Source organism: Paenibacillus glycanilyticus NBRC 16618, from assembly GCF_004000805.1.
In the GTDB taxonomy this organism is placed as follows: Bacteria; Bacillota; Bacilli; order Paenibacillales; family Paenibacillaceae; genus Pristimantibacillus; species Pristimantibacillus glycanilyticus.
Genome location: NZ_BILY01000009.1, coordinates 176,149 through 187,878 on the forward strand (window position 1 = coordinate 176,149; position 11,730 = coordinate 187,878).

The 11,730-nt window shown below is 47.5% G+C and carries 14 protein-coding genes; 11 read left to right on the forward strand and 3 right to left on the reverse strand.

What is annotated here, in order from left to right:
• The first annotated feature begins 61 nt into the window (after positions 1-61).
• The 4 genes from PGL01S_RS09585 to PGL01S_RS09595 all read left to right on the forward strand — a co-directional run bounded on the left by PGL01S_RS09585 (position 62) and on the right by PGL01S_RS09595 (position 2,497).
• Positions 62-643: a TetR/AcrR family transcriptional regulator gene (locus PGL01S_RS09585; RefSeq protein WP_127493874.1), complete on the forward strand. Its 582-nt coding sequence runs from the start codon at positions 62-64 to the stop codon at positions 641-643.
• A gap of 170 nt (positions 644-813) precedes the next feature.
• Positions 814-1,401, forward strand: coding sequence for a TetR/AcrR family transcriptional regulator (locus PGL01S_RS09590; protein ID WP_127494002.1), 588 nt, complete (start codon positions 814-816; stop codon positions 1,399-1,401).
• A gap of 57 nt (positions 1,402-1,458) precedes the next feature.
• Positions 1,459-1,599: a hypothetical protein gene (locus tag PGL01S_RS30800; RefSeq protein ID WP_164775430.1), complete on the forward strand. Its 141-nt coding sequence runs from the start codon at positions 1,459-1,461 to the stop codon at positions 1,597-1,599.
• Positions 1,586-2,497, forward strand: a complete 912-nt coding sequence (locus PGL01S_RS09595; RefSeq protein ID WP_127493876.1) for a DMT family transporter — start codon at positions 1,586-1,588, stop codon at positions 2,495-2,497. The genes PGL01S_RS30800 and PGL01S_RS09595 overlap by 14 nt, the downstream gene beginning before the upstream one ends.
• Positions 2,498-2,545: 48 nt before the next feature.
• Here PGL01S_RS09595 and PGL01S_RS09600 read toward each other — a convergent pair whose 3' ends face one another.
• Positions 2,546-3,574 (reverse strand): LysM peptidoglycan-binding domain-containing protein, encoded by a 1,029-nt coding sequence (locus tag PGL01S_RS09600; protein ID WP_127493878.1) that lies wholly within the window; start codon positions 3,572-3,574, stop codon positions 2,546-2,548.
• A 255-nt stretch (positions 3,575-3,829) separates the two neighbouring features.
• On the opposite strand from PGL01S_RS09600, the gene PGL01S_RS09605 reads away from it, so the two are divergent.
• The 3 genes from PGL01S_RS09605 to PGL01S_RS09615 all read left to right on the forward strand — a co-directional run bounded on the left by PGL01S_RS09605 (position 3,830) and on the right by PGL01S_RS09615 (position 6,643).
• The gene (locus PGL01S_RS09605; RefSeq protein WP_127493880.1) at positions 3,830-4,933 is read left to right on the forward strand and encodes an N-acetylmuramoyl-L-alanine amidase family protein; all 1,104 of its coding nucleotides are present in this window, start codon (positions 3,830-3,832) and stop codon (positions 4,931-4,933) included.
• A 251-nt stretch (positions 4,934-5,184) separates the two neighbouring features.
• A complete protein-coding gene (locus PGL01S_RS09610; protein WP_127493882.1) occupies positions 5,185-6,141 on the forward strand; it encodes a sigma-70 family RNA polymerase sigma factor in 957 nt (318 codons plus the stop codon).
• A 76-nt stretch (positions 6,142-6,217) separates the two neighbouring features.
• Positions 6,218-6,643 carry an SRPBCC family protein gene (locus PGL01S_RS09615; protein WP_127493884.1) on the forward strand — a complete coding sequence of 142 codons (426 nt, stop codon included), beginning with the start codon at positions 6,218-6,220 and terminating at the stop codon, positions 6,641-6,643.
• A gap of 79 nt (positions 6,644-6,722) precedes the next feature.
• Here the strand turns inward: PGL01S_RS09615 and PGL01S_RS09620 are convergent, their stop codons facing one another.
• Positions 6,723-7,139, reverse strand: coding sequence for a VOC family protein (locus PGL01S_RS09620; RefSeq protein WP_127493886.1), 417 nt, complete (start codon positions 7,137-7,139; stop codon positions 6,723-6,725).
• Between the two features lie 109 nt (positions 7,140-7,248).
• Here PGL01S_RS09620 and PGL01S_RS09625 point away from each other — a divergent pair, with 109 nt between their 5' ends.
• Positions 7,249-7,566, forward strand: a complete 318-nt coding sequence (locus tag PGL01S_RS09625) for a hypothetical protein (RefSeq protein WP_127493888.1) — start codon at positions 7,249-7,251, stop codon at positions 7,564-7,566.
• A 13-nt stretch (positions 7,567-7,579) separates the two neighbouring features.
• Here PGL01S_RS09625 and PGL01S_RS09630 read toward each other — a convergent pair whose 3' ends face one another.
• A complete protein-coding gene (locus tag PGL01S_RS09630; RefSeq protein WP_127493890.1) occupies positions 7,580-8,431 on the reverse strand; it encodes an SDR family NAD(P)-dependent oxidoreductase in 852 nt (283 codons plus the stop codon).
• Positions 8,432-8,609: 178 nt separating this feature from the next.
• Here PGL01S_RS09630 and PGL01S_RS09635 point away from each other — a divergent pair, with 178 nt between their 5' ends.
• From PGL01S_RS09635 to PGL01S_RS09645, 3 genes are all read left to right on the forward strand, one after another.
• Positions 8,610-9,098 carry a MerR family transcriptional regulator gene (locus tag PGL01S_RS09635; protein WP_127493892.1) on the forward strand — a complete coding sequence of 163 codons (489 nt, stop codon included), beginning with the start codon at positions 8,610-8,612 and terminating at the stop codon, positions 9,096-9,098.
• An 819-nt stretch (positions 9,099-9,917) separates the two neighbouring features.
• Positions 9,918-10,601 carry a biuret amidohydrolase gene (gene biuH / locus PGL01S_RS09640; protein WP_127493894.1) on the forward strand — a complete coding sequence of 228 codons (684 nt, stop codon included), beginning with the start codon at positions 9,918-9,920 and terminating at the stop codon, positions 10,599-10,601.
• Between the two features lie 78 nt (positions 10,602-10,679).
• The gene (locus PGL01S_RS09645) at positions 10,680-11,702 is read left to right on the forward strand and encodes an ABC transporter substrate-binding protein (protein ID WP_164775431.1); all 1,023 of its coding nucleotides are present in this window, start codon (positions 10,680-10,682) and stop codon (positions 11,700-11,702) included.
• The last annotated feature ends 28 nt before the right edge of the window (positions 11,703-11,730 follow it).

An 11,730-nucleotide genomic window follows, 5' to 3' on the forward strand; every position in this document is an offset into this window, starting at 1 on the left:
TGGATTTTATTGACAGTATACATACCGATCTGTATACTGTCAACTATAGAGGTGAAAAATAATGAGTGTTGCAAACGATCGGAAGTCTGCCGCACGAGAGCAATTGCTGTTGACCGGGAGCAAGCTATTTTTCGCGAATGGCTTCCATGCCATCGGCGTCGACCGCATTGCTGGCGAAGCTGGCGTTACAAAGATGACGCTTTACAAACATTATCCATCCAAAGATCACTTGATCGTTGCCATTCTGGAACGCTCGAGCGAGAGGTACTGGGCTTGGTTCGAGGAGACGGTCGAGGGTGAGGCTGAACCGAGGGGCCAACTGCTCGCGCTTTTTCAAGCGATCGCAAGCCAGCACTCAAAGTCGCCGCAGTCGAGTTTTTGTCTGTATCAATCGGCCGCAGTCGAATATCCATTCCCTGACCATATGGTGAATCAAGCCGTAAGCCATCACAAGCAATCTATCGTTCAGCGATTGGAAAGCTTGTGCCGGCAAGCAGAGTTTCGGTCCCCCGAGGTCTTGTCGAGGCAGCTCTTCGTGCTGATGGAAGGATTCTGCATGACCGCACGGTTAATTGGCCCCGGAGCTCCGCCGGCTGAAATCGTGCAAGCCGCGATGACGCTGATTGAGGCATATGGCAAGTGAAACTTTAATTGTTATGAAGGTTTTCAAAGCCGAACCGAGGCAATCGGTACGGCTTTGTATGCATTTCGTCGATTTTAGCTCCTGGGTACTGAGTTGACAGCCATCCAAATATAGGATAACATGATGTCAGTCACCACTGACAGACATTAACGGGAGACGAGGTGTTTATCATAGACATCAGCAAGTTGGGAAGTAGCGAAAGACTCTTGCTAGTGGCGATCGATCTCATCTCGGAGAGAGGCTACAATGGGGTTACCACGCAAGAGATCGCTACGGCCGCCGGCCTGAGCGAGAAGACATTGTTCCGGCACTTCGGCAGCAAGCTGAAGCTACTTGAAGCCGCCTTCGAACGGTATCACTACGCCGAAGAGATGAGAAAGATTTTTGCGGAAAAGCTATCATGGGAGCTGGAAAAAGATCTCCTGACGATCAGCAAGACCTATCACGAGATCATGAACCGCAATCGCAAATTGCTCAAGATCAGCATCAAGGACGAAACTCAGATGTCGGGATTTAAAGAACGATTGCTTAGGCATCCTCTGCAGTTGCTCGAGTTTCTAACGAGTTACTTCAACACGATGAGCGAGAAAGGGAAGCTGCGTTTGACGGATCCGAGGATGCAGGCTTTTACGTTCATGATGTCGCAGTACGGAGCATTTATGAACGATCTGGAAGCGGGGAGGAACTACCCGGATATCGCGCTGGAACCTTTCATCGAGGAAAGCGTCAGAATGTTTGCTAGGGCTTTAACCCCCTAGCTTTTTTTTCAAACCATATGTCAGTAAGTACTGACAGACAACGGGGGGGGGATTGAAATGGCAGGACTAGAAAACCTGTACGATGTAGCGGTGATTGGCGGAGGACTGTCGGGTCTTACGGCCGCCGTATATCTGGCTGCAGGCATGGCAAGCGCTAAGAAAGCTGCTTTGGAGGTGATGAGCGATGAAAGGGGTTAAACTGGCCTACTTGCTGGCCGTCGTCAATGCCGTCGTAATTGGGATGTCGTTCCTAGTCGTCAAAAAGTCGCTTGACTACGCAAGCCCATTCGATACGTTGACTTTTCGCTTCGCCGCAGCGTTCGCCATCCTATCCATCATGGCAGCATCCGGCTTGTTCAAGTTGAACTACCGCGGCAAACCGCTATACAAATTGCTGATGTTGTCCAGTATGTATCCTCTCGGTTTTTTCACCTTGCAAACGTACGGACTGCAGTACACAACTTCCGCGGAGGGAGGAATTATTAATGCGCTTTCGCCTCTCGCGACGATGGTGCTCGCCTCCGTATTTTTGAAAGAAGCGACGTCCCGGCCGCAGAAGCTTTCCCTTATCCTGTCCGTGTCAGGCGTCGCCTTTATATTCATCATGAAGGGCAACGGAATCGGCTTCTCCAATATGAAGGGCGTGCTTCTGTTGCTGCTGGCTTGCGCGGCTCTCGCCGGATACAGCGTGCTTGCCCGTTCCGTGTCGAAATCTTTCAGCCCGGTGGAGATCAGTTATTTCATGGTAGGAACGGGATTTGCCGCATCGCTGGTATTCTCCCTTGCTTTCCATATATCAGACGGAACGCTGAGCAGACTCACGGCACCGCTTGCGAGCATGACATTCATGATGCTGATTCTTTGCCTCGGAGCGGTTCAAGTCGCCACGGCGCTGATGGGAAACTACATCCTGTCTCGAATCGAAGCCTCGCGAATGGGAGTATTCATCAACTTGTCGACGGTTGTCTCCATTGCTGCCGGCGCTGGGGTCCTCGGTGAACCTGTTGCCTGGTATCATTTTATCGGTTCAGCACTTATTGTTGCCGGAGTTATTGGAATGAATCTGCGCATACGGAAGGAAGGACTGGCCTTATGATCAAAGGCTCCGCTATAGCGGAGCCTTTGATCATAAGATTTCGATGACCTAAGCCTTTGGAATTTTCAGCACCATGCCGGCTTTCACATCATCCATATTATCAATATGATTGTAATCCGCGATGAACTTTACATATTTGTCGGAGCCGTAATAGATTTTGGAGATGCTGTAGAGCGTCTCACCACTCTTTACGGTATGAACGGATGTCTTCAAGGAAGGAATGATGAGGTTGGTGCCAGCTTTCAAGCCTGCATTTTTATCAAGCTTATTTTCTTTCGCGATATAATCCACATATTCCACCGATTTGTAGAACATTCTGGAAACCTCCGACAGCGTGTCGCCTGCTTGGATTAGATAGGTAGCGGGCAAGTGTATTTTCGAATAGTCTTTAGTTCCTTGCTGGGCTCCATTAATCGAGCCGTTTGTTGAGGACAAGGCGGGGATCTTAAGATGATCTCCGGCTTTCATATCATTAATAAACAAGATATGGTTATACTCTGCAAGCAGCGTATAATACTCCTTAGATTGATAAAACTTCTCTGATATCATTCTTAGCGTGTCGCCTTTTTGAACCACATAGGTGGTTGGAAGCTTAACCGTTTTAGCGGGGGCTTCCGTTGATTTATTGCCATAATCCTTATTTTCTTGCATAGGTTTTTCTGTCTGTGCAGGCTTAGGCGTCTCCGTTGGCGTATCGCTTTCACTGACCGGTGTGTTGGATGCAAGAGGAGCAGGTTTCTCTATCAAATCATTGGAAGCAGGCTCTTGTTCGTCTTCACTGTTAACGGTTCCGGCGGGGCTGGGGTCATCTTCCGATAGCTCGTTTCCGCCATTTCCATTATTAAGGGAATCCGAATCAGCTGGCTTGCTAATACTGCTCTGCCCATTGGCTTGCTCGGCATTCTCGGCAGCTAGCGGAAGTTTAGAGTCAACTTTATTCGTATATTTCCCATAAATTACTCCGCAAATGCCAATAAGAATGATGACTATCGCCAGATAGATGATGAGATTTGTTTGTTTTAAAGATACCAATCTGCCTTTGGAATGTTTGCTGCTGCGTGTTGTTCTCTTATCCAAAACGTAATCTTCTCCTTTATTACAAATTTAAACCTATTCTATCGGACTTATTAACCTCTGTGGAATGGGCCTTAATAGCCAATTCATTCTCAACGAGCATGTACACCGATTGAAGAGTAATCCTATTTAGAAAATCTAGTTCTTTGGTGGCGTATGAGAATGCGGGTTAATATAGGTCTGCACGAATCTAGTAAATTCAGGTATAATAGTAAGCCTACATAACCTAAGAATATTAAAGGAGACTTATAGGCTTATATGAAAAAAATTGTATACCTGACAATTTTGATCTGTGGGTTGATTAGTATTTCCGGTTATATGCCAAACCGGGCGGAAGCAAGCGGTAGTTATACGGCCAAGGTATACACCGACTCCTTGAATGTCCGGAGCGAGCCATCGGGTGATTCGTTGATTGTAGGCGGTTTGAAGAATGGCGATATTGTCACCGTTTCAGCGGAAGAGTACGGCTGGCTGCGCATCAAGTCGAACCGCGTCTCCGGTTGGGTGGCAGGACATTATTTGAAGAAAGTCAATGCCGTTACGGCACCAGCGACAGATCAAGATGACAGCGTGAAGAAGAGCTCTGCAGCCGCACGTGCGACTGTGCTGGCCGATGGGCTTCGGCTCAGGGCAGGCGCCGGATTAGATCATGAAATTCTAGGATATCTAACAAAAGGTGAGACTGTTACGATAATAGACAACCGGGAAGGATGGGCTCGGGTCAAGACTCTGGATAAGCAACTCGGCTGGGTATCGGATCGTTATATCGCGAAAGGCGAAACACAAACGGCGGCGGTTGCATCGGGAAAATCGAAGAGCCTCAAGGGGAAAGTAATCGTAATCGACCCCGGTCACGGCGGAGACGATCCCGGAATGATCGGAACTACATATGAAACGATTGAGAAAAAGCTTAATTTGAGCACTTCCTTCTACCTAGAGAACGAGCTTCGCAGCCGCGGAGCGCGCGTCCTCATGACAAGAACGAAGAATGAGGAGAAGCCCGGGCTTTCCGATAGGGTCAGGATAAGCGAATCCGCCGGTGCGGACGCATTCGTCAGCATCCATTATAATTCTTCGGAGAAAAACACGTCCGGCATACTTACCTTCTATTATTCGAATACAAAAGATCGGCCGTTGGCCCGTGCCATAGAAAACAGGCTTGCGGATGGTATCGGCTTGAAGAGCAACGGGATATCATACGGCAATCTTCACGTTTTGCGGGAAAATGATACGGTATCCACACTCGTAGAGCTCGGCTTCTTGTCCAACGCATATGATGAATCCATCGTCCGCGGCTCCGACTATCAGAAAATAGCAGCCAAAGCAATTGCGAAGGGGCTTGAGGATTACTTCAGCAGGTAACTGAGTGGTTCGTACTCCTCGTTCCTGCAGCCTGGTTTATTTTCCACTTATGTATGTACAGAAATCATACCAAACTTCGTTAATCCCCCTACAAAACGGTGGCCTTCATACAAGGCTGCCGTTTTTTGAAATAAAGGGCAGTTTAACGCAACTATCCAAGTATTGGAAGCGTAAAATGTGTCGTATAGTTTTTCTGAGAAAGAAGAGGGGGAAGGAACCTCCCTTCGGGAAGATCGTTAAGGGAGGCCGAGATGAACGAAACCGTATTTGACGAACCATTATTTGCAAGCCTGAGGCCGGGCTTAACCTCGTTCTGTTACCGAATGTTAGGCTCCATGGACGATGCGGATGATGCCGTACAGGAGACGAGTATTCGGGTCTGGCAGAGCTGGAGCACGTTCAGACAGGATTCCTCATTCAAAACTTGGGTCTATCGGATTGCCTCCAACCTGTGCTTGGACAAGCTGAGACAATCCAAACGCCGCGCGCTTCCCGTTGACCTGTTCGATCCGGCCGTCTCCATCGTCGAGCCGCGCGAAACGCTGCCGGACTCTGCCTGGATCTGGCCGTCTTCCGACTTTGGGGGCAATCCGGAAGATCTGCTCCTCCGCAGGGATACTCTTCAACTGTGCTTCATCGCTCTCCTGCAGACCTTGCCTCCGCGACAGCGCGCGGTACTCATTTTGAAGGATGTATTTGAATGGTCCTCCAAGCAGATCGCGGAAACGTTGGCGATGTCGCCGGCAGCGGTGAACAGCGCCTTGCAAAGAGCCCAAGAGACGATGGACCGGGCGCAGCTTCGCTCGGATGAGCTCAGCAGCATGGACGTTCAACCGGAGCAGCAGCTGCTGTCCCGATATGTGGAAGCCTTCGAGCAATTCGATATTGCTGCGCTCGTCGCGTTGTTTCACGAGGAAGGATGCATGTCGATGCCGCCCTTCGAGATGTGGATCCGCGGCAAGGAAGATTTGTCCGCCTTCTATTCGCTTACTCGTTGGCATTGCGAAGGTTCGCGATTTGTGCCTATTACGGTGAATGGCGGTTACCCGGCGTTGGCCCAGTATATGCCGGACAAAGAGGGCCCTGGCTTGATACCCTGGGGCATCCACGTCATCGAAACCAAAGAAAATCAAATCCTGCATGTTCAAAACTTCATTCATACGCCATTATTTTCACGATTTGGGCTGCCTGAGCGAATTGACCGATGAATTTCGTCATTGGGTTACGTCTATAGCATTGAGAATCACCAAACAACGAATATCATGAGAGAGGTGTCTATTTAAGATGGAAACGAGTCAACCGACGAAAGTAACCGTGCAAGCCGTCATTCAAGCCCCTGTCGAGAAGGTATGGCGCTATTGGACCGAGCCGGATCACATCACGAAGTGGAATCAAGCATCCCAGGACTGGCATGCGCCGAGAGCCGAAAACGATCTGCGGGTCGGCGGCAAGTTTCTGACACGGATGGAAGCGAAGGATGGCAGCATGGGCTTTGATTTTGGCGGCGTCTACGATGTCGTGAATCGGTATGAGGCGATCGGCTACACCATGGAAGATGGAAGAAGAGTGGATATTGCTTTCGTCGATCAAGGGAATGAAACGAAGGTCATTGAAACGTTCGACGCGGAAAGCTCCAATCCCGTCGAGTTCCAGCAAGCAGGTTGGGAAGCGATCATGGACAATTTCAAAGCCTATACCGAACAAAACTAATCATCAAGAAGAAAACGCCGGGGAAGATGCCCGGCGTCTTTCTTTTAGAACCCTGGTACGAGCGTGCTCTCCGTTAGCCTTAACCTTGTGCCGCATCCATGTTCATGCAGTTGATGGCCCACAGATGACCGTCCAAGTCCACGAAGCCCCAATGATACATGGACCCATGATATTCAGGTTCAGCGTGCAATTTCCCGCCCAAGGAGACTGCGGTATTTACGATTTCATCGACTTTTTCGCGGCTCTCGAAAGCCAATGCGATCGTCATCTGCGCATACTTGCTCGTATCGACGGACTGCTTCTCCGTTAGCGTATTAAAGAATGCTTGATTGATCAGCATGACCTGCAGGTTGTCGCCGATTACGATGGCTACCGAATTCTCGTTATCGGGGAATTGCGGGTTGAGTTCGAATCCGAGTCCGGTGAAGAACGTTTTCGATTGTTCAACGTTCTTTACAGGCAGGTTAAAGCTCGTGAATGCGGACGTTAATGCCATTTTCAAAACACCTCTTCGTCAAATTGGTTTGTGTTCATTTAAGCCTTCGTTTATATAGACGACAGCCGATCCGGGAATTCATCGGTCTCATGGATAAGGAAGTGTAATCATGTTCAAGTTTATGCCAAAAATTTTCAGTGTTGTAATTCTGGTTGGAATGCTTGCATCTTGCGGTACCACTAGCACGACCGTTGGGTTAATTAAAGTTGTTGATAAAGAGCAACCAGAGAGGGACTCATACTGGATTAAAGTCGAAGATTTAGGTAATCATCCCGAGGAAGTCCGGCTTAAAGTGAATAATGAAAATACATGGAATCTGATATTAATAGGTGAGCTTTACGCTGTATCATACGATTTTAAAACAAAAGACGAGAACAAACACACCGGGAAGCTAACATCAATAAGACTGGCTGCTCAGCCTAAATGATTAGATACAATAGCTAAGACACGAGAAATTCGTATTCGTAAATCGCTTGAATCCTTTCCAGAACGTTCCGCGCCTGGTCTTTAAACTTTAATTCCGCAACCCGTCCTTTCAGCAAAAACACGCCGCTCTCATGATGGTGTTCCCCGAGAGCACCTTCGTACAGCTTATTGGCGCCGAGGGTAGGAGGCGAGAAAAATAGCTTCATCAATACTTCAACCACAACGGGCAGTCCGGATTGTTTCCCTTTTCTTATCGTATTGTTGCCACCCGGGTCAACGCTGCGGATCTTGATGTCGTCCTTGGCGAGCTGCGATGCCACGGCCTCAGTCCATAGCGAAAGAGCTAGCTTCGAGGTCGCGTAAGGACCAAGCAGCTTGCGAAAGGTTTTGGGATGCTCCAGGACTTCGATCGAAAATTGTTTTGTAAATTTAAGAGCGGAGGATGAGGTATTGATTACCGTTTTTAAACGGCTATTTTTCAGGAGTTCCTTCAATTCCATCAGAATAATATAAGGAACGACCGTCATCAACTCATAATGCTTCTCGCGCCCTTGTTTCGAATAGCTCAGCTCGGGAAAGGATCCTCCGGCGTTATTGAATAAAATATCGATCCGCCGCTCCTTGCTTTTAATCTCTTCCAAAGTAAGTCTCAAGCTTGCGAAGTCGGCAAGATCATCCGTTTTATAAATACGAAGCGCTCCGTTCTTGACCGCATTGTGGATGCTCATATCGTCGGCAGGAAAGTCAGAACGGTTTACAGCAACCACATGCCAGTTCTCCGACAGTAATTTCCGTGTGAGCTCCAACCCGATCCCGGCGCTTGCGCCTGTAATCAATGCGATATGTTCATGCTGGTGCTTGTTCATTGTGCATCTCCTTTTTATATCGGGATATTTGATTCGATAGCGCAAATTCTATAACTTGAAGTCGACTCCAAGTCAAGATGCGAATATAATGTTTTTTCCAAGGATAATTGGTTTGACTTGGAGCGAGCCTCAAGATGTATAATGTACAAAAATTAATCAATTTTGGGGAGGGAACGGGATGAAGGAAGAGCAACGTTTTACGATAAAACAAACCGCCGAGCAAACGGGAATTACTGAGGATACAATCCGTTATTACGAAAAGATCGCGCTGCTGCCTCGCGCAGAGCGGAAGGATAACGGGCACCGCATCTACCGGCAGGAGGACATCGATACGATCCGGCTGATAGCATGCCTGAAAAAAACGGGGATGCCGTTAGAGGAAATTCGGCCTTTCTTGGAAGTCTCAGTTGATACTGATCCCGCGGAATATCCCGAGCTTGTGGAACTCCTAAGAAGTCATCGTGAAAATATTGTCAGCCAGATTACTTCACTGCAGCAAGTTGTAGATTTTATCGATATGAAGCTGGATGAAGGGAAATATAGACGGGATTGTTCGGATGAAGAGAACGTATGGGTTGAACCGAAATCAAAGCCTGTTTCACCCGGCGAGATGAGGTATTTTTCCGTATCGGCCAAAACGGGCAAGTCACAGGCCTCCGCCAAATAAGCTCGTCATAACAGGAACGGCTGCTTCTCACGTAGACAACTTTAGTCCATTGAGTTAACGGAGGAATTATAGATCAGTACGAAACCAGGCTGCCGATCATAGGATCAGTAGCCATTTTTATTAAGAAGGAGGTTTTATTTCTGAAGGTTTTTATCCTAATTATTCTTTTACTCATACTTATTACAACGGTTGGATGTCAAAGTGAAACTGAGGTAGTACCGAAGGCTAGTATGTTCAGTATTAAAGTACATACTTCTAGCCATTTACAAGCTAATCAGGTGTTTGCTGTTAATATGATGAAGGGGAGCATGTTTTCCCGAAGTATAACGAGCTTTCGTTACAGGAAGGAAGGTATGAAATCATTTCAAAGGCGAAATTCAGAATTAAAAAAGAGGGGAAAGACTTTGAATTTGAAATTGAATCAAAACCTTTCAAAATCGATGTTTATTAAGCTTGTTGGACGCTGGAAGAAACACTGCTTCTATGGACCGGCTTATTAAGAGCTCTTAAATATCTTATTAGTCGCCGCATAAATTGCGGCTTTTTTGTGTTTACCGATGTTATGAGAAATAAACGGTTCATGCAACACTTGATCTTAATTAAGTAAGTCTCTTTTTGCTTCATTATGTAATTAAACATAACACGAATTATTCTTCTTATAAAAAATCACAACAAACAAGTTCATGTTTTTGTGAGATTCACAAAGAAAATCGGTATTTTATGTGATATAATGTGACATATAAGAAAGAAGAACATCGGAAATGTGATGGATTGTTATTAATTCTTACAAAATGAGAGTGAGGAAAGGGGAAACCTAACATGCAGGTTACAGCAAATCCCTATGCATGGCCGTACGATGGCAGGATCGATCCTGCGAAAACAGCGCTCCTTATTATTGATATGCAAATCGATTTTTGCGGCAAAGGTGGTTATGTAGAGCAGATGGGATACGATTTGTCGTTGACGGCCAAGCCTATTAGACCTATCAAAACGCTGCTGAACCGGGTTCGCCAGATTGAAGGTATGACGGTTATCCATACCAGAGAGGGCCACAAGCCCGACTTGTCCGACCTTCCTGCAAATAAACGCTGGCGAAGCAAGCAAATCGGCGCGGAAATCGGCTCACTTGGTCCTGCCGGACGCATATTGGTGCGAGGTGAACCGGGCTGGGAAATCATTGAAGAACTTACCCCGATTGAAGGGGAGTTCATTATCGACAAGCCGGGCAAGGGAAGCTTTTATGCAACAGACTTGGATCTGGTCTTAAAGAACAGGGGGATTACTCACTTAATACTGACTGGCATCACGACTGATGTTTGCGTCCATACGACAATGCGGGAAGCAAATGATAGAGGTTACGAATGCTTAATCCTTGAGGACTGCACAGGCGCGACCGATCCAACCAATCATCAAGCGGCGCTTCATATGGTGACGATGCAAGGCGGGGTATTCGGCAGCGTCAGCAGCTCAGCGGATGTACTGGTGGCTCTGGAAAGCTACTAACACGGACTATCGCGAAACTTCTATTCAGCATCCAGCTATTATTTATCCATAAATAGAGACATACCGGAGGGAAATATAATGTGGAATAAAAAATCATTGTTTATTGTTCTGGCGGCTCTGATGCTTGTAGTAACGGCTTGCGGTACCAATGCAAAAACCAACACCAGCTCAAATGCGGTCTCTTCCAACTCGGCAGCCGGAGAGACAAAGAAGCTGAAAAAAGTCGTGCTGAGGCTGAAATGGATTCATCAAGCGCAATTTGCCGGCTATTACGCAGCGGTTGAGAAAGGCTTCTATAAGGAAGCGGGATTGGATGTTGAAATCAGGCCGGGCGGAGCCGATTTCCCTTCCGTTCAGATGGTCGCTTCGGGAAGCGAGCAGTTTGGCGTAACGGGCGCGGATCAAATTCTGATGGCTCGGGAGAAAGGCGTACCGGTTAAAGCGTTGTCCGCGGTATACCGCAAAACGCCATTCGTATTGTTTAGCTTAAAAGACTCGGGCATTACGAAGATCGAAGATCTTGCCGGCCAAAAGGTAGGCGTGAAGCTTGGCGGCAATGAAGAGCTGACCTTCCGAGCGATGGTCAAAAGCGCGGGCATAAATGCGAAATCGATTGATGAAATGCCAGTGAAATACGACATGAGCCCGCTGCTCAGCGGTCAAGTGAAAGCGTGGCCGGGTTATGTCATCAATGAAGTGCTTGCCGTACAAGAGCAAGGGCATGAGGTGAATATTATCCAGCCTGGCGACTACGACATTAATTTTTATGCAGATACGTTATTTACGACGGAATCGTTGATTAAGAAGGATCCTGAAATGGTGAAAAGCTTCGTTGAGGCTTCGATGAAAGGTTGGGAATATGCGATTGCCAATCCGGAAGAAGCAGCCGGGTATGGTCTGAAGTTCGGCGATAAGCTGAACCTCGAGCATGAGACAGCGATGATGAAAGCAAGCATTCCGCTGCTGGAGCCGGATAAACTGCCGCTTGGCAAGATGGATACCGAAGCCTGGGACGTTTTGCAAAAAAGCTTGATTGATTTGAAGTTTCTGAAGAAAGAACAAGATCTGGATAAAGTGTTTACGAATGACTATATCGAATAGGGAGTGATTGATGTGCAAGCGACGGTAA

What these genes read in the sequence shown, in the direction of transcription:
- PGL01S_RS09630 (WP_127493890.1), bottom strand. Translation starts at nt 8,431, where the DNA reads ATGAACAAGCACCAGCATGAACATATCGCATTGATTACAGGCGCAAGC.
- PGL01S_RS09585 (WP_127493874.1), top strand. Translation starts at nt 62, where the DNA reads ATGAGTGTTGCAAACGATCGGAAGTCTGCCGCACGAGAGCAATTGCTG.
- PGL01S_RS09615 (WP_127493884.1), top strand. Translation starts at nt 6,218, where the DNA reads ATGGAAACGAGTCAACCGACGAAAGTAACCGTGCAAGCCGTCATTCAA.
- PGL01S_RS09635 (WP_127493892.1), top strand. Translation starts at nt 8,610, where the DNA reads ATGAAGGAAGAGCAACGTTTTACGATAAAACAAACCGCCGAGCAAACG.
- PGL01S_RS09605 (WP_127493880.1), top strand. Translation starts at nt 3,830, where the DNA reads ATGAAAAAAATTGTATACCTGACAATTTTGATCTGTGGGTTGATTAGT.
- biuH (WP_127493894.1), top strand. Translation starts at nt 9,918, where the DNA reads ATGCAGGTTACAGCAAATCCCTATGCATGGCCGTACGATGGCAGGATC.
- PGL01S_RS09610 (WP_127493882.1), top strand. Translation starts at nt 5,185, where the DNA reads ATGAACGAAACCGTATTTGACGAACCATTATTTGCAAGCCTGAGGCCG.
- PGL01S_RS09620 (WP_127493886.1), bottom strand. Translation starts at nt 7,139, where the DNA reads ATGGCATTAACGTCCGCATTCACGAGCTTTAACCTGCCTGTAAAGAAC.
- PGL01S_RS09645 (WP_164775431.1), top strand. Translation starts at nt 10,680, where the DNA reads ATGTGGAATAAAAAATCATTGTTTATTGTTCTGGCGGCTCTGATGCTT.
- PGL01S_RS09595 (WP_127493876.1), top strand. Translation starts at nt 1,586, where the DNA reads ATGAAAGGGGTTAAACTGGCCTACTTGCTGGCCGTCGTCAATGCCGTC.
- PGL01S_RS30800 (WP_164775430.1), top strand. Translation starts at nt 1,459, where the DNA reads ATGGCAGGACTAGAAAACCTGTACGATGTAGCGGTGATTGGCGGAGGA.
- PGL01S_RS09625 (WP_127493888.1), top strand. Translation starts at nt 7,249, where the DNA reads ATGTTCAAGTTTATGCCAAAAATTTTCAGTGTTGTAATTCTGGTTGGA.